Source organism: Wenyingzhuangia sp., assembly GCF_039768515.1.
In the GTDB taxonomy this organism is placed as follows: domain Bacteria; phylum Bacteroidota; class Bacteroidia; order Flavobacteriales; family Flavobacteriaceae; genus Wenyingzhuangia.
Genome location: NZ_JBDNAI010000087.1, coordinates 15,865 through 34,430, shown reverse-complemented (window position 1 = coordinate 34,430; position 18,566 = coordinate 15,865). Strand labels below are relative to the sequence as shown.

General features: G+C 33.0%; 20 protein-coding genes. 9 read left to right on the top strand and 11 right to left on the bottom strand.

The features are described from left to right. Nucleotides 1-5 precede the first annotated feature (5 nt). The 7 genes from ABF281_RS05775 to ABF281_RS05745 form a co-directional block, all read right to left on the bottom strand. The gene (locus ABF281_RS05775) at nt 6-2,303 is read right to left on the bottom strand and encodes a chondroitinase-B domain-containing protein (protein WP_347180729.1); all 2,298 of its coding nucleotides are present in this window, start codon (nt 2,301-2,303) and stop codon (nt 6-8) included. A 225-nt stretch (nt 2,304-2,528) separates the two neighbouring features. Next, nucleotides 2,529-3,956, bottom strand: a complete 1,428-nt coding sequence (locus ABF281_RS05770; protein ID WP_347180728.1) for an HD domain-containing protein — start codon at nt 3,954-3,956, stop codon at nt 2,529-2,531. Continuing rightward, entirely contained in the window at nt 3,957-4,499 is a 543-nt protein-coding gene (locus ABF281_RS05765) for an L-threonylcarbamoyladenylate synthase (RefSeq protein ID WP_347180727.1), read from the bottom strand. A 12-nt stretch (nt 4,500-4,511) separates the two neighbouring features. Continuing rightward, the gene (locus ABF281_RS05760; protein WP_347180726.1) at nt 4,512-5,453 is read right to left on the bottom strand and encodes a Stealth CR1 domain-containing protein; all 942 of its coding nucleotides are present in this window, start codon (nt 5,451-5,453) and stop codon (nt 4,512-4,514) included. A gap of 32 nt (nt 5,454-5,485) precedes the next feature. Further along, entirely contained in the window at nt 5,486-6,397 is a 912-nt protein-coding gene (locus ABF281_RS05755) for an ATP-grasp fold amidoligase family protein (protein WP_347180725.1), read from the bottom strand. A gap of 135 nt (nt 6,398-6,532) precedes the next feature. After that, nucleotides 6,533-7,423, bottom strand: a complete 891-nt coding sequence (locus ABF281_RS05750) for an ATP-grasp fold amidoligase family protein (protein ID WP_347180724.1) — start codon at nt 7,421-7,423, stop codon at nt 6,533-6,535. After that, nucleotides 7,423-8,466, bottom strand: coding sequence for a UDP-N-acetylglucosamine 2-epimerase (locus ABF281_RS05745; RefSeq protein WP_347180723.1), 1,044 nt, complete (start codon nt 8,464-8,466; stop codon nt 7,423-7,425). Before ABF281_RS05745 ends, ABF281_RS05750 begins: the two co-directional genes overlap by 1 nt. Nucleotides 8,467-8,574: 108 nt before the next feature. On the opposite strand from ABF281_RS05745, the gene ruvX reads away from it, so the two are divergent. From ruvX to ABF281_RS05700, 9 genes are all read left to right on the top strand, one after another. Beyond that, the gene (gene ruvX / locus ABF281_RS05740; protein ID WP_347180722.1) at nt 8,575-8,985 is read left to right on the top strand and encodes a Holliday junction resolvase RuvX; all 411 of its coding nucleotides are present in this window, start codon (nt 8,575-8,577) and stop codon (nt 8,983-8,985) included. 4 nt (nt 8,986-8,989) lie between these two features. Then, nucleotides 8,990-9,865 carry a glucose-1-phosphate thymidylyltransferase RfbA gene (rfbA, locus tag ABF281_RS05735; protein WP_347180721.1) on the top strand — a complete coding sequence of 292 codons (876 nt, stop codon included), beginning with the start codon at nt 8,990-8,992 and terminating at the stop codon, nt 9,863-9,865. Nucleotide 9,866: 1 nt separating this feature from the next. Beyond that, nucleotides 9,867-10,439: a dTDP-4-dehydrorhamnose 3,5-epimerase gene (rfbC, locus tag ABF281_RS05730; protein WP_347180720.1), complete on the top strand. Its 573-nt coding sequence runs from the start codon at nt 9,867-9,869 to the stop codon at nt 10,437-10,439. Then, entirely contained in the window at nt 10,432-11,289 is an 858-nt protein-coding gene (gene rfbD / locus ABF281_RS05725) for a dTDP-4-dehydrorhamnose reductase (RefSeq protein ID WP_347180719.1), read from the top strand. Before rfbC ends, rfbD begins: the two co-directional genes overlap by 8 nt. Beyond that, complete coding sequence (gene rfbB, locus ABF281_RS05720; protein ID WP_347180718.1) at nt 11,290-12,297, top strand: dTDP-glucose 4,6-dehydratase; 1,008 nt, start codon at nt 11,290-11,292, stop codon at nt 12,295-12,297. Nucleotides 12,298-12,408: 111 nt separating this feature from the next. After that, a complete protein-coding gene (def, locus tag ABF281_RS05715; protein WP_347180717.1) occupies nt 12,409-12,996 on the top strand; it encodes a peptide deformylase in 588 nt (195 codons plus the stop codon). 16 nt (nt 12,997-13,012) lie between these two features. Further along, nucleotides 13,013-13,444: a DUF5606 domain-containing protein gene (locus tag ABF281_RS05710; protein WP_347180716.1), complete on the top strand. Its 432-nt coding sequence runs from the start codon at nt 13,013-13,015 to the stop codon at nt 13,442-13,444. Nucleotides 13,445-13,551: 107 nt separating this feature from the next. Next, on the top strand, nt 13,552-14,331 hold the full coding sequence (gene mazG / locus ABF281_RS05705; protein WP_347180741.1) for a nucleoside triphosphate pyrophosphohydrolase: 780 nt from the start codon (nt 13,552-13,554) through the stop codon (nt 14,329-14,331). Between the two features lie 204 nt (nt 14,332-14,535). Beyond that, entirely contained in the window at nt 14,536-15,090 is a 555-nt protein-coding gene (locus tag ABF281_RS05700; protein ID WP_347180740.1) for an acyl-CoA thioesterase, read from the top strand. A gap of 36 nt (nt 15,091-15,126) precedes the next feature. On the opposite strand, the gene carA is transcribed toward ABF281_RS05700, so the two are convergent. From carA to rpsD, 4 genes are all read right to left on the bottom strand, one after another. Beyond that, complete coding sequence (carA, locus tag ABF281_RS05695; protein WP_347180715.1) at nt 15,127-16,224, bottom strand: glutamine-hydrolyzing carbamoyl-phosphate synthase small subunit; 1,098 nt, start codon at nt 16,222-16,224, stop codon at nt 15,127-15,129. 144 nt (nt 16,225-16,368) lie between these two features. Then, nucleotides 16,369-16,848: a 50S ribosomal protein L17 gene (gene rplQ, locus ABF281_RS05690; RefSeq protein ID WP_347180714.1), complete on the bottom strand. Its 480-nt coding sequence runs from the start codon at nt 16,846-16,848 to the stop codon at nt 16,369-16,371. Between the two features lie 63 nt (nt 16,849-16,911). After that, entirely contained in the window at nt 16,912-17,904 is a 993-nt protein-coding gene (locus ABF281_RS05685) for a DNA-directed RNA polymerase subunit alpha (protein ID WP_347180713.1), read from the bottom strand. 21 nt (nt 17,905-17,925) lie between these two features. Continuing rightward, the gene (gene rpsD, locus ABF281_RS05680; RefSeq protein WP_347180712.1) at nt 17,926-18,531 is read right to left on the bottom strand and encodes a 30S ribosomal protein S4; all 606 of its coding nucleotides are present in this window, start codon (nt 18,529-18,531) and stop codon (nt 17,926-17,928) included. Between the last annotated feature and the right edge of the window lie 35 nt (nt 18,532-18,566).

The window sequence follows — 18,566 nt, the reverse complement described above, 5'->3', positions numbered from 1 at the left end:
TGTAATTAATACATCAACTTCATTTTTAAATTTTGTACAACTCTAAAATCCCCTGAATTTTTTATTTGATTATTTACGGGTTTTTGTCCTTTTTCTCCCCAAAGAACAGCAATAAACTTCACTGGGTTTTTTTCAAACGTATTTCCAAAAAAATCTGCTTGTACAATTCCTCTATTCTTTATTAGTATTTTATCTAAAGATTTTTTTCCTGAATGATATACTTTATTATGGCTAAAAACCAAATTACCTCCAATAGTAGATTCATCATAACCTCCTCTAAAATAATCTAATAGAACTCCTTCAATACGATTAAATGTTGAATTCTTAACAAATACAAATTCTGCATTGTAATCTCCTTTTGCTTCTGTTTCTTTGTTTAAAAGAAATCCTTTTTCTAGGTTATGAAAAGAGGAATTTAGCACAGAAATAGTATCCGCAAAAGAACCTTTGGAGACTTGTAATGCAGAGGTGAAATTTGAAACATCAACACCGCTTAAAAATAGATCATATGCTTTAGACATATTTTTTTCTAGTGTTGCAAAAGCATGTTGTTTTTTATTTCCTACTATTTTCAAGTGTTGCAAACGTAAATGCCCTTTTGGCTTCATTAAGAATGCCGTGTTTTCTGATGTAAAACTTAAGGTTGTTTGATTGTTTTTGTCTTCAGAGGTGATGGTTATCTTTTTATCTATACTTATTGGTGTATTGATTTCGTAGGTACCAGAATTTAACACAACCACATCTCCATTTTTAGCCTTTTCTAAGGTAGCTTCTAAATCTTTTGGATCAATGGTGAATATTTCTGGATCTCCTTCTTCTTTATTATGCTTAAACCAACTCGTTCCATATTTTGAGGAGTCAATTAAAAGTGTATTATCCTTTACAGGAATAACCATTGATCCTATCGCATTTTGATCTGCTCTCAACCTTCCAAACAAATCAGAGGTAATGGCTTTAAAACCGAAACCGCTAAAAACATCATCATGATTTAAGTTGGGTGCAAATAAATTTTCGGATATTTTATCAACTGAGAAATCCACCGTTTTTAATCCTTCGGATTTCACTTCACTTTCGTTTTTATTATTTGTAATGTTTTTTTCAAAAACAATACCATCTACGACATCATAGCTATAAATTGGCTTCTTAGCTACCTGAGAATTATAAATTAAATTATTAGCCAAAGTAGTTCTAATGGGTCTCGCTGAACGAATTTCAGATTTTGGTAATACGGCACGTTTATCCACATTGGAACCTACACTAAAAAACCAGGGTGTCGGACATTCTACAAATGAATTGTGGGCCACCACCACGTCTGTTACTTGGTTGTACCTATTCAATGGAGATTTGGGAATTCCATTCATCACTGCCAATGGAGCTCTAAACTCTGAACCTTTGAGCTTATAGAAATAATTGTTATAAATCCAGTGACCCGTATTCACAACTCTTATCCCTCCAATAAACTGGGAATTGTCGTTACCTATAAAAATATTTCCGTCTATGGTAGCATAGTTCCCATGTCTCAACACAAGAGATCCCTCGCTTTCGAAGAAGATGTTATTTTTAAAAATATTAAAATTTGATTTACTGGAAATAATCTCCACCTCTCCATTACACTTTTCAAAATAGTTGTTTGCCACATTTGTATAAGATGGAGTCATAGAAGTACCACTGTCTCCAATCTGCAAAGTTTCCCCATGCGGTCCTCCTTTTCTTGGTCTTGGACCGAAATGATTGTTGACAATTTGGTGATGATTATTGATATGCTGATTCCCTTTCAACCTCACCATTACAGTAGGTCCAAAATTGGATTTACCGGTAATATAACAATGACTCAGTTCATTGTGTTGACCCCAAAACTCAATCCAGTGGTCTGAAACATGCCTGTCTAGCTGTGTAAACCCATCTATAACACAATGGGTGACTTTAGAATGTGTCGCAATTGTTTTCTTATCTACTTTAAAAAGTATTACCTGTCCTGAAGGTGAATAACCATTTCTGAAATGCAAATCTTTTACAACCAAATGCTCTCCTCCTATTTTTAAATTAGATTTTCCCTCTATAAAAACTTCACCTGCAGTTTCTGCTCTCAATATGATTGGATGTTCTTCAGTCCCATTGGCATTGAAAACAATTTCAACATCTGTCCATACTCCGTTAGCCAAAACAATTTCATCTCCTGGCTTTGCCGTGGCTACTTTACTATTTAATTCTTTGAGATTAGTTACTTTTGCTACTGAAGATTCCTTTTTTAAATGACAAGAAAATAGCAGAAAAGCTGCGAATGATAAAATGTATTTTTGCATACCCATAATTACTTTAACTGGTTTACCAATTTGGTTTACCAAATGTATAGATTAATAGGTACTTGGCAAAGAATTAGTTTATAAAAATTTAATAAATATAGAAGGGACACTGCATTACAATTGCAACTACAAAATTTAATTTTTAACCTTCTAATTCATTGGCCTCAATTGAGCTAAAAAACAGTGCGTATTCTGTTTTGACAATAAAAAGATTAAAATTGGTCTCTAACCATTGGGTAATAATCCTATTTTTTTTCCTTTTTTAAGCATCAACTGATAAGCCTCATCGTATTCATTTGGAATCATACCATCTAAAATAGATTCTTTGATAAAGTCCTTAATCTGACCTATTTCTCTACAAGGTTCAAGCCCGAAAGTTTTCATGATGATTTCACCCGTTATTGGTGGTTCAAAATTTCTAACCTTATCTCGTTCTTCTACTTCTTTAATCTTTGCTCTGACAAGTTTAAAATTATTATGGTACCTCTTGAACTTATTAGGGTTCTTAGTGGTAATATCTGCTTCACATAAAGTCATTAAACTTTCAATCTCATCTCCCGCATCAAAAACCAATCTTCGTATAGCAGAATCTGTAACCTCTGAGGCCAAGACAATCGGCCTTGAACTTAGTAATACCATTTTTTGCACAAACTTCATCTTATTGTTTAATGGCAGTTTTAACCTCTTAAAAAGTTTAAAAACCATTTTAGAACCCACAAACTCATGATTATGAAAAGTCCAACCTATTTTTTTAGAAAAACGCTTAGTAGGCGCTTTACCAATATCATGTAATAAAGCAGCCCAACGCAACCACAAATCATCAGTGTATCCCGAAATATTATCCACGACTTCTAGAGTATGGTAAAAATTATCTTTATGCTTTTGCCCTTCTACTTCTTGAACCCCTTTTAAATCGGTCAACTCCGGCAAAATTTGCTGTAACAAACCGGTTTCTTCCAAAAGAAGGAAACCTAAAGAAGGCACGGGTGACTCTAATATTTTATTCACCTCAACCATCACCCTTTCACGAGTAATAATTCCTAATCTTTGCTCATTCCTAGCGATCGCTTTTAAAGATTCTTTTTCTATCTGAAAATTCAACTGAGTGGCAAATCTTATGGCACGCATCATTCTGAGAGGATCATCTGAATACGTAATATCAGGATTTAAAGGGGTACGAATAAGCTTAGATTTCAAATCGTCAACTCCTCCAAAAGGATCCAACAAATCTCCAAGAGAGTCTTCATTTAGAGATATGGCCAAAGCATTGATTGTAAAGTCTCTTCGATTTTGATCTTCTTGTAAACTACCTTCTTCTACTTTTGGATTTCTACTATCTTCTGAATAAGACTCTTTTCTCGCCCCTACAAACTCAACCTCTATGTCTTGGTAACGCAGCATAGCAGTCCCATAGGTTTTGAAAACTTGCACCTTAGGCTTCGTGGGTAACATCTCTGCTACTTTTAATGCCAGTGCTATCCCACTACCAACAGCTACAATATCAATATCTTTTGCTGTTCCTCTTTCTAATATATAATCACGAACATAACCCCCAATCACAAAAGCATCGACTTTTAATTCTTTTGCAGCTTTGGTAATATATCCAAAGATATTCTGCTGAATCGCTAAGTTATAATTTTCTAAAATTTGCATTTAAGGGCGAATTACGGTTATTTGGTTACGATTTGTGACCTTGATAATTGTTGAGGATTTTACACAAATTTTGTCCTGATGCAAATCTACTATATAATCTACTCCATTCAAAATCGCTGAACTTATTTCAGAGAACTGAGTAGGCGTTTTTTCACCACTAATATTTGCGGAAGTAGATATGATAGGCTTTCCAAATTGAGCAATCATCTTTTTACAAAAATCATCTGAAGCAATTCGAATCGCAATCGTATTGTCTTTTCCAATCGCATTTTTTGCAATTCCTAAGGGTTGTTCATAAACAATTGTGGTGGGGTTTCGGGCTTTTTTTAATATCTCTAGAGCTTTATCAGGAACCTCAGCCACATACTTTTTTAACATTTCTAGAGAATTTACCAAAACAACCAAACTCTTGCTCTCTTCTCTTTGTTTGACCTTATATATTTTTGATACCGCTTTTACCGAAGTAGCATCACAACCAATTCCCCACACCGTGTCAGTAGGATAGAGCAAAACTGAATCTTGCTCCAAATTATTTTTTATCATGTCATTCATATTCTACTGCTGATATTTTTGCTTTAACCAACCTAAAACAAACTCTAATTTTTCTTCAGAAGCTTGATCTAAGCTCTGCAAACACAAAAACAATTTGTTCTTTTTCCTAGACAATACATTCAATTTTAGCTTCAATCCAAACATCGAGCGTTTGTAGTTTTGTATGTATAACATTTGGGTATCTGACTTCAAGACACAGGTCTTATTTTGAATTTCTAAATGATTAGCTAAACCCTGCGGGGTAAATTGCTGATGATGTCTAAATTTATGTCGAATATTTGATACTTCAACCTCAATATTTTTGTCAAAAAAATTCTCAAAAGTACTTTTTCTTAGTGCTGCAGGCACATGACTAAACTTATAATACTTTTGAAAACCAGTTAGTACTGCACTTTTCTCTTGTGCCTTTTTATGATTTGCTTTATTTTTTTTCTTTTGGCTTTTAAACCATCTTTTATAAAAAATATTTTGGGCAAAACGATTCCAGTTACCTCTAATTACTGGATTTCCATCAATAAAAAAATCTTCTAACTGAACTGTTTTAAGGAGGAACATATCGTCGTTAAAATAAATGAAGTGCTCCGATAGATTGGGAACTTTATAGAGCTTCGTTTCTATTGGTCTACAATTAAATACAGGTAAGTATTCCAAATGACCTTTGAAAATATCAGTGTGATCAATAATAAAAACATTACGATAGGAACCTGAAGTTTTATTTCTGATAAAATCAGGGGTCTGTTTGTCAGTTATGATATAAATATTTCTAACAAAATCTGCATGTTTTAAAATAGAATCCACTGTAAACTGGATTTCATTTACTTGATCAAACCTAGTTCTAAATTTTACAGAATGGAGTTTCTGAGTGTCTTTTTGATAAAATCTTAATTTATTCTGGTGGGCGATGTCACTACCATCTACCCAAGTTACCACGGCATCAACAATCATATTTGAATCCTTGTTTTACAAAAAGTTGTTTTCTATATCTGTTTGATTTTTTTTGCTCCTTTTGGAGTGTTTGGTAGGTCCATATAACTTCCCACGATTTTGTTGTACTCCTCTGGATAAAAATCTTTCCTTCCATCCGAAGGATAAAATGTCATTTCTCCAAAGATAATTTTACTTTGAACATAATAAAAATCAACTCGAACAAATGGAAATTTGTCTGCCAATACTTCTGCCAACATTATCATTTCTCCTAATGCTTTTGGCTTTTCAACTTCTTTGTCAATACTTTTCTTTAGAGAAACATTTCTAAAAGGGAGTTTCTCTAAATTTAAGTCATAGAAAGCTCTTTTATGGTTTTCTGCTCTGTCCAAATGAATTTCAATAAACTTAGCAACTCCTTTAAAACAATAAAACTTATAATCTACCAATGAGGACTGACCTTCTTCTTTGAGTAATTTTTCAGCAATGATTCTTGGTCGTATATTTTTATATGCCCACTCTTGTCCTGTTCTGTAATACTGATTGGTACGAAGCCATTTCAAAAACTTTTTTTTAGCTTTAAATTGATCAACCTTAGACTTATCATGTACAATTAAATTGTGACTTGACGAATGTGTCGCTTTTAAAATAAATTCTTCTGGTAGTTCATCAAAATTCACTTCTGAGGCTTTATCATACACCCCAAAAAGTTCATTTAAATATTTTTGGCCAATTTTTTTTTCAACGTAAAACCTTACTTCATACTTATCTACCAATTGAGTTAATATTTTCGGACGATAAAAGACTTTGTACCACTGAATTTTCTCATTAAACTCTTTAGGGTTTTTAAGATTTAATTTTTTACCATTAAAATACTCATATGCAAAACCTGCATATAGACTTGATGGTAAAAAAGTCATCTTCTTTAATATTCTTAATTTAAATCTACGAACTGATTTATTCATTCTACAATAATTAGTATGTTTGATGACTAAACTAATAATTAAAAAACCTATCCCTATTGGCTCTGTCTTAGTTAAACAAATGTAAATGTTTTGAAACCATTTACAAAAAAACTCAACCACTAACGATTTCTTATTTTACCATGACATCAGTGCTGAGACATCAGGTAGAATAATTAAATCTCCAAGTAGCTTATTGTACATGTTTGGAGTAAAATCTTTTTTCCCATCAGACGGATAAAATGTTATTTCACCAAAAATGGTTTTACCCTCTATAGCATAAAAATCAACTCTTGAAAAGGGAAGGCTCCCCGCAAGTTTATGAGCTAAAGATTTCATTTCTTCAAAATTACTCGGCTCCTCTATTGGCTGGTCACAAAAAACTTTTCCACTCTTGATGAATGGCGTTTTTTCCCAATTTAAATCATAAAAACACTGTTGTTCATTTATCCCTCTACCAAGAATTACCTGAACATATTTAGGCACTCCATTAAAACAATAAAATTTATAATCTGTTAAAACTTTTGTCCCTGATTCTTCTAGGAATTTCTCGAAAATAATTAGGGGCTTGATATTTTTATAGGCCCATTCAAATCCTACTTTCTTGTACTGATTGTGAGTTAACCATTTATTCAGTTTAGCCTTCACTGCAACTAAATCCAATTGTTGTTTGTCTTCAACAATCATATTTAAACTACTACCATGAACTCCTTTAATAACAAATGAATTAGGTAAGTTTTTGAAATTAACATCTTCTACATTTTCATAAACTCCATACAACTCATTTAAGTACTTATTTCCTATTTTTTCTTCCACATAGGACCTCACATTAAATTTACAAGCCAATTTTGTCAATAATGGATTGTGATAATACAACTTTAACCATTGTATTTTTTCATTAAATTCCTTTGGGTTTTTTAGATTTAATATTTTACCTGTATAGTACTCATGTCTTAGTTTCAATATGGTTTTAACAGGTAAAAATTTTAAGTTTTTGGCAATTCTCACAATAATTTTTCTAACCTTCATTAAAATATATTTTTATAATAATTCATGTTGTTCCTCATCTTAAACTTCCTTATTAAATTTAATGGTTTCCTTTTTAATTTATCAACCTCATTATTCTCTAAAAAAAGAGCCGCTGCATTAATAACTCTCTCGCTAGACCTCCCATCAAAATAGGGGTGCTCTTGTTTGATAAAAAACTCTATTTTATCCATCAAATCTCTAGGTCGGGTCAGTGCATATTCACACATCTCTTTAAGTTCCTGTACATTGAGTATATTGAGCATGTAATCTTGTGGTAAATTATTTTGAAACGTAACAACCGGTTTATGCTGAATTACAAATTCTGTGATCAATGAAGTTGTGTCTGTGATCAACAAATCTGCTTTCTTCAAAGGAGATAAAGTTTCCAAAAAATCTATATATGTTACGTTTGAAAAATCTTCCAAGCGTTTGAATTTGTCTACAACATTTTGATCCATCTTAGGATGTAAATTTATGATCCAATCCCACTCTTGGGTTTCAATAATTTTTTTAATTTCATAGAAGAATTGGTCCTTATGTGCTAAACTTAGTGATTCTGTAAAAGTCGATGCTAAAAAAATAATCGGCCTCTCATTTCTGATTCTTTTAATGGGAAATAAAACATCCACTTTTGACCATCCAGTCTCTACAACTTTGAAATGCTTATGTTTTTTTTCTAATCTCTTAAATTCATCGGTGGTAGAAGGTCCTTGGGTACAATACAAATCAAATAGACCTCTAATCCTAAAATGACCCCGTGATTTAGATCTCTTATTGACACTAAATCCATGAAACAATTGAACTTTAATACCTGGAAAAAAATGAGGAACCTCATTATTAGCTACTAAAACAATATCAGGGTTATAATCCATCACTTCTTCAACCGAATTGAGAACCCTTTCCTTGGGCTGCAACATTGTTTTATTTTTAAGTATTTCTACAAACCAAACAACCTGATCATTTTTTCTTAAGATTTCTTCCTGCAAAGGGCGAACGATAGGAAAACCATATTTATGTGAAACATATAATAAGTACTTAGTCATAAAACAAATTAAAAAAACAAATATAGTTAAAGTAAAACATCCTTTTTTACAAAAAACAATTTTAAATGGAGTACTTAAATTAATAAATTATAAATTTGAAATAAAAAAATGTCTAAAATACTTGCTTTTGATTTCGGAACGGTAAGAACTGGATTGGCTGAAACAGATGATTTAAAGATGATGGCTTTTGGATTGGATACCATCCCAACCAAAGAAGTTTTTGTTTATCTAAACCAATATCTCAAACATAATAGCGTTGATACATTTGTGGTAGGAGAGCCAAAACAAATGAACGGTTTAGAAAGTGAAAGTGAAGTTTATATCAGGGAGTTTATTAAAAAACTAGAAAGCACTTATCATCATATCCCAATAAAAAGATTTGATGAGCGATTTACTTCTAAAATGGCATTTGACACCATGATTGCAAGTGGTATTGGAAAGAAAAAAAGACAAAACAAAGGATTGGTTGATAAAATAAGTGCTACCATTATTTTACAAGGATATCTAGATACAATATAAAATTATGAAAGGAATTATTTTAGCCGGAGGATCTGGCACTAGATTATACCCACTAACAAAAGCAACCTCTAAACAGTTATTGGCTATTTACGACAAGCCCATGATTTATTATCCACTATCTGTTTTAATGTTAGCTGGAATTAAAGAAATCTTAATCATAACCACCCCAGAAGACCAAGAACGATTTATAAACTTATTGGGTGATGGAAGTAAGCTAGGAATTGAGCTCTCTTATGCTGTCCAACCTAAGCCAGAAGGACTAGCTCAAGCATTCATCATTGGAAAAGATTTTATCAAAAATGATGATGTCGCTCTCATTCTGGGAGATAATATTTTTTATGGACACGGTTTCCCTACGCTACTAACCCAGGCCATTAAAACTTGTAAAGAAGATAAAAAAGCAACCATTTTTGGATACTATGTTAGTGATCCAGAGCGCTATGGAGTTGTTGAATTTGACAAAGATAAAAACGCTTTGAGCATAGATGAAAAGCCTAAAATTCCAAAAAGCAACTATGCTATTTCAGGCTTGTATTTTTATCCCAACAATGTCATTGCCATTGCCCAAAATGTAAAACCTAGCGAAAGAGGAGAGCTAGAAATCACCTCCGTTAATCAAGCCTACTTAACCAATCAAAAATTAAACGTTCAACTGATGGGAAGAGGTTTCGCCTGGTTAGACACAGGAACTCACGAATCTATGCTAGAAGCCTCTAACTTTATACATACCATAGAAAAAAGACAAGGCCTAAAAGTAGCTTGCATAGAAGAAATTGCTTACGAAAAAGGATATATAGACAAAAAGCAATTACTAGTTTTGGGTAATGAAATGAAAAAAAATGAATACGGTCAATATTTAGTAAGAAGAAGTAAACAATAAGATGAAATATAAACGCACCAAAATTCCTGATGTTATTCTCTGTGAACCCAAGGTTTTTGGAGATCATAGAGGATATTTTATGGAATCCTTTAAGGAAGATTCTTTAGAGCACTTTTTAGGGTACAAAATTAGCTTTTGCCAAGACAACGAATCCAGTTCAACTAGAGGAGTGCTAAGAGGACTACACTATCAAACAAATGGATTTGAACAAACAAAATTAGTACGAGTCATCCAAGGTAGTGTCATCGATGTTGCTGTTGACATCAGAAAACAATCTCCTACCTTTGGTCAACATATTGCTATTGAGTTATCTGCGGAAAACAAAAGACAATTATTAGTTCCCAAAGGTTTTGCTCACGGATTTATTGTCACCAGTAATACCGCCATCTTTAGCTACAAGGTAGATGCACCTTACAGTTCTGAAAATGAAAGAGGTATTGCTTTCAATGACCCAGATTTGCAAATCAACTGGGAATTAAATCCTAACGAATTTATTTTGTCCGAGAAAGACAAACAAAACCCATTATTGAAAAAGGCGAAATTATTAAACTACAACACAAAATATTATGAGTAACGTATTAGTTACAGGAGCTAACGGTCAATTAGGGTCAGAAATAAAAGATTTAGCCCCAAACTACAATCAATACCATTTTTTTTTTACAGACGTCGAGGACTTGAACATCACAAACCCAAAGGAGTTAGATGTTTTTTGCTCAACTAATAAAATTCAAGTTATTTTAAACTGTGCTGCGTATACAGCCGTTGACAAGGCAGAAGAAGAAGTAGACGTTTGCAATGCTGTTAATAATATCGCTACCCTCAACTTAGCCAAAGTTGCAAAAGCACAAAATATAAAATTAATTCATACTTCTACAGATTATGTTTTTGATGGAAAAAAATATATTCCGTTTAAAGAAGAAGATACAACAAACCCAATCAATACTTATGGAAAAACAAAGTTACTAGGAGAAGAAGCTCTAAAAAAAATAAATCCGGTAAACTCTATTATAATACGAACTTCATGGGTGTATTCTAGTTTCGGAAACAACTTTGTAAAAACGATGTTAAAACTAGCTCAAGACAGAAATCAATTGAGTATTATAGCCGATCAAATAGGAACTCCAACATATGCTTATGACTTGGCAAAAATAATGTTAAATATTATCCCTAAAATAAACAGCAGCAAGGTACACGTATATCATTATGCCAACGAGGGTGTTGCTAGCTGGTACGATTTTGCTTTTGAAATTTTTCATCAAACCAGTATAAATTGTAAAATACTTCCTATAGAAACCAAAGATTATCCCACAGCAGCGGAAAGACCTTTGTACAGTGTGATGAATAAATCAAAAATTAAAAACACATTTGAAATAGAAATTCCACACTGGAAAATCTCTCTTGCAAACTGTTTAAAAAAAATATAGATGAAAACAATCTTAATCTCAGGAACGGCTGGTTTTATAGGTTCTAACTTTATATACCATTTTATAGAAAATCACCCTAATTATCATCTGATCAGTCTAGACAAATTGACTTATGCAGGTAGCCTAGAAAATTTATCAAAAGTCAAGGATCATCCGAGACACACTTTTATTGAGGGAGATATTTGCGACAGAATTTTAATCACAAGAATATTTGAAAAATACAATATTTCTGGTGTAATCCATTTAGCGGCCGAATCTCATGTAGACAATTCTATTTCTAACCCTGGTATATTTATAGAAACAAATGTAAATGGAACCTTTACTTTAATTGATGTTGCATATAAATATTGGATGGAAAAGCCATTTGTATTTAAAAAAGGATATCAAGACTGTAAATTTCTACACGTATCAACAGATGAAGTCTATGGAACTTTAGGAGCAACAGGTTTGTTTACAGAAACTACACCCTATGCCCCTAACTCTCCATACAGTGCATCTAAAGCAAGTAGTGACATGTTAGTGCGAAGTTATCATCATACATATGGAATGAATACGGTAATCACAAACTGTTCAAATAATTATGGACCTCAACAACATGATGAAAAATTAATTCCTACCGTAATAAGAAAAGCCATCGGAGGAGAAAATATACCCATTTATGGTGATGGAAAAAACATACGTGACTGGTTATATGTTTTAGACCATTGCAAGGGAATAGACTTGGCTTATCACAAAGGGATTTATGGAGAAGTCTACAATATTGGAGGAAGAAACGAGAGAAACAACAACTATATTGCTCGTAAAATCTGTGAAATACTGGATGAATTGATACCAAAAGAAAACAGTTATAAAAATTTAATTCAATACGTAGATGACAGAGCTGGTCACGATAAGCGATATGCTATTGATGCCAACAAAATTGAAACTGACTTAGATTGGAAAGCTGATGAAAATTTTGAATCTGGGATTGTAAAAACCATTGAGTGGTATTTAAATAAATACCAGTGAACCAAATACAAAACTCAAAATTATGCCCAACGATAAGTTTTTAGTTCAGTAACAACAAACTGTAAAGCTATTCTTTGTACTTTTGCAGCACCAAAATTTTAGAACATCATTATGATTTTACCTGTAATTGCATATGGAGATCCTGTATTGAGAAAAGTAGGAAAAGAAATAGATAAAGAATTCCCAGCATTAGAAAATTTAATTGCTGATATGTGGGAAACCATGGAAAACGCAAACGGTGTGGGTTTAGCCGCTCCTCAGATTGGGAAATCACTCCGCTTATTTGTCATAGATGCTACTCCTTTTGCAGAAGATGAAAATTTAGAAACTGGGGAAAAAGAAGTTCTTCAAAGTTTTAGAAAAGTATTTATCAATCCAAAAATAGTATCAGAAGAAGGTGAGGAATGGGCTTTTGAGGAAGGTTGCTTAAGTATACCTGATGTACGTGAAGAAATATGGAGAAACGAAACAGTACATGTAACCTATCAAGATGAAAACTTTGAAACACATAAAGCAACATACACCGGATTGGCAGCAAGAGTTTTTCAACATGAATATGACCATATCGAAGGTGTGCTATTTACAGACAAAATTTCTTCATTAAAAAAGAGGTTAATCAAAAAAAAGTTAGAAAACATCTCAAAAGGAAAAACAGGATCAGATTATAGAATGCGATACTTCAAATCAAAAAGAAAATAAACAAAACAAATACAAAATGAGTTTAACAAAAATAATAGCAATCGCAGGAAAACCAGGATTGTATGAAATCTTAGGACAAACAAAAGGTGGTTTTATTACAAGTTCACTGATAAATGGTAAAAAATCACCTGTCAAGAATACGCAAAACGTTAGTGTTCTCAGTGATATTGGTATCTACACTCACGAAACAGAAATCCCTCTAGGACAGGTGCTACTCTCGATTCATGAAAAATTTAATGGCAATGAAAGTTTGAGTCACAAAGCACCTAACCATGAATTGACTGCTTTGTTTGGTGAGATTCTTCCGGAATATGATGAAGAACGAGTATATGTATCTAATATCAAAAAAGTCATACAGTGGTACAACATATTGATCAAAAACGAATTTGATTTTAAAACCATTAAGGAAGATTTAGAGAAATTAGAAGAGGCTCAAAACGAAGCTTAATAAATTAAAAAGCCTTTTTAATAAACTGTTTATTACTTTCGTTCAAACGAATGTAGTTAACAGTTTTTTTGTTTTTACTTTGCACTATAAACTTTTTATTAAGAATGATGAATACAAGAAGAGACCAACTGGCTGCAATAGATCGTTTACTGACCATCATGGATGAGTTGAGACAGCAATGCCCTTGGGATAAAAAACAAACACTTGAATCCCTAAGAAATCTGACCATCGAGGAAACATACGAACTCGCGGAAGCCATACTTTCTAATGATTTGAATGAAATAAAAAAAGAATTAGGGGACCTGCTTTTACACATTGTTTTTTATGCTAAAATAGGAAGTGAAACCAATAGTTTTGATATTGGAGACGTTGCGACCAGCATTTCAGAAAAATTGATTCACAGGCATCCTCATATTTATGGTCATGCAAAAGTAAAAAATGAAGAAGAAGTTAAAAAAAATTGGGAAGAACTAAAGCTAGAAGAAAAAGGAAATACCTCCCTTTTACAAGGAGTCCCCTCATCTTTGCCCGCTCTAGTTAAAGCAAATAGAATTCAAGAAAAAGTATCCGCTGTAGGATTTGACTGGGAATACCCAGAGCAAGTATGGGAGAAAGTCAAAGAAGAACTCGATGAATTAAATGAAGAAATAGAGAAAGGGGATAAAAAACGCATAGAAGCAGAATTTGGAGATGTTTTATTCTCTATGGTAAATTATGCTAGACGGATTGGTGTAAACCCGGAAAACGCATTAGAACGTACTAATCTTAAGTTTAAGAAACGTTTTGAGTATTTAGAGAACAACACAATGAAAAAAGGCATCAAACTTACAGATCTTACTTTAGAGGAAATGGATGTATATTGGGAAGAAGCCAAAAAATTTGATTAAACATTTTGTAGCCGCAAAGCTACTAGCACCATAGAGATAAGAACCTTTTACTCACAAATTCATGAACTGCACAACAGGTCTTTGAGGTGACTTTATAGGATTCAATAAAAACATAGCATCCACCATCACAAAAATAAAATATAGTATCTTTAAACAACTTAAAATCCCACTTATTTGTTTGCATACAAAAAAAACTAAAACATGATGAATACAATCGTTAAAGATCCTAAAGACTCTGAAGTAGAAATAACAGAATTGATGAAACCGTTGAATTCAAATTTTAGCGGAAAGATTCATGGAGGTTATATATTAAATTTAATGGATCAGGTTGCATTTGCATGTGCTTCAAAATATTCTAGTGCATACTGTGTGACGGCCTCTGTAAACACCGTAGATTTCAAAAATCCAGTTAATGTTGGTGAGTTTTTAACCTTAAAAGCTCGAGTAAATTACGTAGGAAAAACATCTATGACTGTTGGTATTAGAGTCATTTCAGAAAACATACAAACAGGAGAAAAAAAACACTGCAACTCCTCATACTTCGTGATGGTTGCTAAAAGTGCTGAGGGAGAAAATATCCCTGTTCCAAAACTTAAACTCAGAAATTCAGAAGATGTGAGACGTTTTGTTAGATCAAAAAGTCGATTAGATAGCAACAAGCTTAGAAGACAAGCTTTTAGTAAAGAAGCATTTAACTACAGGGAGCATTTGGAAGAACTAAAAAACTATAATGTTCAGATCGATCAATCATTATTATAAAAAAATCCCTTTCAAATTGAAAGGGATTTTTTATTCTTATTTCATGTTGTCAATAAACTGATCAAACAAATAGGACGCATCGTGTGGACCAGGATTTGCCTCTGGATGATATTGTACTGAAAATATTTTTTTATCCTTTATCGCAATACCTGCTACCGTATTATCATTTAAGTGAACATGGGTAACCTCTACATGACTGCTTGCCTCGACATCTTCTCTACTCACGTTGAAACCATGGTTTTGTGAAGTAATTTCACCTTTCCCAGTTATTAGGTTTTTTATCGGATGATTGATCCCCCTATGACCATTATGCATTTTATAGGTAGAAATCCCCTGAGAAAGGGCTATTGTTTGGTGCCCCAAACAAATACCAAACAATGGTAAATCTTTACTAATAATGGTTTTAGCTACTTCTTGCGCACTCTTCAAGGGTTCTGGATCACCAGGACCATTAGAAAGAAAATAACCATTAGGTTCAAAAGAGGCCATATCTTCAAAAGAAGCGGTACAAGGAAAAACTTTTATGTAACAATCTCTTTTTGCTAGATTTCTCAATATGTTAGTCTTAATCCCTAAATCTAAAGCTGAGACCTTGTACTTTGCGTTTTCATTTCCGTAAAAATAAGGTTCTTTTGTGGAAACGATAGAAGCTAAATCTAAGCCTTTCATGCTTGGTGCTTCAGTCAATTTGGCTTTTAATGCGTCAATATCATCAACTTCAGTAGAGATAGCAGCATTCATAGCACCATGTTTTCTTATGTAGCTAACAACAGCTCTGGTATCAACATCTGTAATAGAGATTAGACCATGTTCTTTTAAATACTCGTCTAATGATCCACTAGAACGGTCTCTAGAATACTCATAACTAAAATTTCTACAGACCAAACCTGCAATCTTGATTCCCTCAGACTCTACCTCATCTTCGTTTACACCATAGTTACCGATATGAGCATTGGTCGTTACCATTATCTGACCAAAATATGATGGATCTGTAAAAATTTCCTGATAACCAGTCATTCCAGTATTGTAACATACTTCACCAATTGTAGTACCTTCAATACCTACAGATTTCCCTTCAAAAATAGTTCCATCTTCTAATAATAAAATTGCTCTCTTTAATTCTTTGTACTTCATAAAAGTTGTTTTTGTTGTTGGGTGGAGGTGTTTCACCTTAGCTTTCAACAAAGAATGTTTTAAAAAATATTTTTGCAAATATAAAAAAAGGATAAACTAAATAATAGTTTATCCTTTATAATATTTAAGTTGAAGTCAATCATCTTACTCTTCAGTAGATTCTTTTGCATCATTGACAACTTCTGCTTGTGGAGCAGCAGCGTCTACTTTCTTCTTAGACCTACGTGTAGTCTTTTTCTTCTTAGCTCCGTTCGGATTATAAATTTCGTTATAATCAACCAGTTCAACCATTGCCATAGAAGCATTATCTCCTTGTCGGTTTCCTAATTTGATGATACGAACATAACCTCCAGGACGATCAGCAACTTTTACTGAGATCTTCTGAAACAATTCACTAACTGCAAATTTATTTTTTAAATATGAAAAAACAATTCTGCGATTATGTGTTGTGTCTTCTTTAGACTTTGTTATGATAGGTTCTATGTACATACGCAACGCCTTTGCCTTAGCAAGAGTTGTGTTGATGCGCTTGTGCTCTATTAAAGAACAAGCCATATTCGCTAACATTGCATTTCTGTGTGCTGTCTTTCTACCTAAATGGTTAAATTTCTTTCCGTGTCTCATTATAAATGATTTTTACTTTCATCTTGCATCTACTCTTTTTGAGGAGCAAAATATGAAAGGGGTTTAGTCTTTATCTAATTTATATTTACTTAAATCCATTCCAAAATGTAAATTTTTAATATTTACCAATTCGTCTAACTCTGTTAAAGATTTCTTTCCAAAGTTTCTAAATTTCATCAAGTCATTCTTGTTAAAAGATACTAAGTCTCCTAACGTTTCTACTTCTGCTGCTTTTAAACAATTCAGTGCCCTAACAGACAAATCCATATCTACCAATTTGGTCTTAAGCAGCTGTCTCATGTGAAGAGATTCTTCATCATAAGTCTCAGTTCTAGCAATTTCGTCAGCTTCTAGTGTAATTCTCTCATCAGAGAACAACATAAAGTGATGGATTAATATTTTCGCAGCTTCAGTTAATGCATCTTTTGGATTGATTGAACCGTCTGTAACAATGTCAAAAACTAATTTTTCATAGTCTGTTTTTTGTTCCACTCGGTAATTCTCAACAGCATACTTCACATTCTTTATCGGTGTATAGATAGAATCTGTAAAAATGGTTCCCATTGGGACATTCACCTTTTTATTTTCTTCAGCAGGCACAAAACCTCTTCCTTTCTCAATAGTAATATCAAAACTCACAGCGACTGCACTATCAACATTACAAATCACTAAATCTGGATTTAACACTTGAAAACCTGAAGTAAATTTTTGAATATCACCAGCAGTTATTTGGTTTTGACCGGATATAGATACTGAAACAGTTTCTTTATCTGAATCAACAATCTGCTGCTTAAAACGTACTTGCTTTAAGTTTAAGATGATTTCAGTTACGTCTTCGACAACTCCTTGCACAGTAGAAAATTCATGTTCTACACCTTCGATGCGTAGAGATGTAATAGCGAAACCTTCTAAAGACGATAATAAAACTCTTCTCAAAGCATTACCCACTGTTAAACCAAATCCTGGTTCTAACGGTCTGAATTCGAATTTACCTTCAAAATCGGTAGATTCAATCATGATAACTTTGTCTGGTTTCTGAAAATTTAAAATTGCCATAGTTAACTGGTGTCTAAATTATTATTTCGAGTACAACTCGACGATTAATTGCTCTTTGATATTCTCAGGAATTTGAATTCTTTCTGGAGCACTCACAAAAGTTCCTGTCTTGGTATCATTGTTCCATGTTAACCACTCGTAAACGGCAGAGGAACTTGCAATACTATTCTCAATTACTACAAGTGATTTAGATTTCTCTCTTACTCCAACTACATCACCAGCTTTCAACTGATAAGAAGGAATATTCACAATCTCTCCGTTTACAGTAATATGTCTGTGTGAAACTAACTGACGCCCACCACTTCTAGAGTTGGATAATCCCATACGAAAAACAGTATTATCTAAACGTGATTCACATAATTGTAATAAAACTTCACCGGTAATACCTTTACTAGAGGAAGCTTTTTTAAATAAATTAGAAAATTGACGTTCTAAAATACCGTAAGTATATTTTGCTTTTTGCTTCTCTTGCAACTGCAAAGAATATTCTGAGCGCTTTGCTCTTTTCTTTGCTAATCCATGCTGTCCTGGTGGATAGTTACGCTTTTCAAAAGATTTGTCATCTCCAAAAATTGCTTCTCCAAACTTTCGAGCAATCTTCGTTTTTGGTCCATTATATCTTGCCATAATAAAAATTTAAAATTGGCAGTTATGAATTAAGG

What these genes read in the sequence shown, in the direction of transcription:
- ABF281_RS05775 (WP_347180729.1), bottom strand. Translation starts at nt 2,303, where the DNA reads ATGCAAAAATACATTTTATCATTCGCAGCTTTTCTGCTATTTTCTTGT.
- ABF281_RS05770 (WP_347180728.1), bottom strand. Translation starts at nt 3,956, where the DNA reads ATGCAAATTTTAGAAAATTATAACTTAGCGATTCAGCAGAATATCTTT.
- ABF281_RS05765 (WP_347180727.1), bottom strand. Translation starts at nt 4,499, where the DNA reads ATGATAAAAAATAATTTGGAGCAAGATTCAGTTTTGCTCTATCCTACT.
- ABF281_RS05760 (WP_347180726.1), bottom strand. Translation starts at nt 5,453, where the DNA reads ATGATTGTTGATGCCGTGGTAACTTGGGTAGATGGTAGTGACATCGCC.
- ABF281_RS05755 (WP_347180725.1), bottom strand. Translation starts at nt 6,397, where the DNA reads ATGAATAAATCAGTTCGTAGATTTAAATTAAGAATATTAAAGAAGATG.
- ABF281_RS05750 (WP_347180724.1), bottom strand. Translation starts at nt 7,423, where the DNA reads ATGAAGGTTAGAAAAATTATTGTGAGAATTGCCAAAAACTTAAAATTT.
- ABF281_RS05745 (WP_347180723.1), bottom strand. Translation starts at nt 8,466, where the DNA reads ATGACTAAGTACTTATTATATGTTTCACATAAATATGGTTTTCCTATC.
- ruvX (WP_347180722.1), top strand. Translation starts at nt 8,575, where the DNA reads ATGTCTAAAATACTTGCTTTTGATTTCGGAACGGTAAGAACTGGATTG.
- rfbA (WP_347180721.1), top strand. Translation starts at nt 8,990, where the DNA reads ATGAAAGGAATTATTTTAGCCGGAGGATCTGGCACTAGATTATACCCA.
- rfbC (WP_347180720.1), top strand. Translation starts at nt 9,867, where the DNA reads ATGAAATATAAACGCACCAAAATTCCTGATGTTATTCTCTGTGAACCC.
- rfbD (WP_347180719.1), top strand. Translation starts at nt 10,432, where the DNA reads ATGAGTAACGTATTAGTTACAGGAGCTAACGGTCAATTAGGGTCAGAA.
- rfbB (WP_347180718.1), top strand. Translation starts at nt 11,290, where the DNA reads ATGAAAACAATCTTAATCTCAGGAACGGCTGGTTTTATAGGTTCTAAC.
- def (WP_347180717.1), top strand. Translation starts at nt 12,409, where the DNA reads ATGATTTTACCTGTAATTGCATATGGAGATCCTGTATTGAGAAAAGTA.
- ABF281_RS05710 (WP_347180716.1), top strand. Translation starts at nt 13,013, where the DNA reads ATGAGTTTAACAAAAATAATAGCAATCGCAGGAAAACCAGGATTGTAT.
- mazG (WP_347180741.1), top strand. Translation starts at nt 13,552, where the DNA reads ATGAATACAAGAAGAGACCAACTGGCTGCAATAGATCGTTTACTGACC.
- ABF281_RS05700 (WP_347180740.1), top strand. Translation starts at nt 14,536, where the DNA reads ATGAATACAATCGTTAAAGATCCTAAAGACTCTGAAGTAGAAATAACA.
- carA (WP_347180715.1), bottom strand. Translation starts at nt 16,224, where the DNA reads ATGAAGTACAAAGAATTAAAGAGAGCAATTTTATTATTAGAAGATGGA.
- rplQ (WP_347180714.1), bottom strand. Translation starts at nt 16,848, where the DNA reads ATGAGACACGGAAAGAAATTTAACCATTTAGGTAGAAAGACAGCACAC.
- ABF281_RS05685 (WP_347180713.1), bottom strand. Translation starts at nt 17,904, where the DNA reads ATGGCAATTTTAAATTTTCAGAAACCAGACAAAGTTATCATGATTGAA.
- rpsD (WP_347180712.1), bottom strand. Translation starts at nt 18,531, where the DNA reads ATGGCAAGATATAATGGACCAAAAACGAAGATTGCTCGAAAGTTTGGA.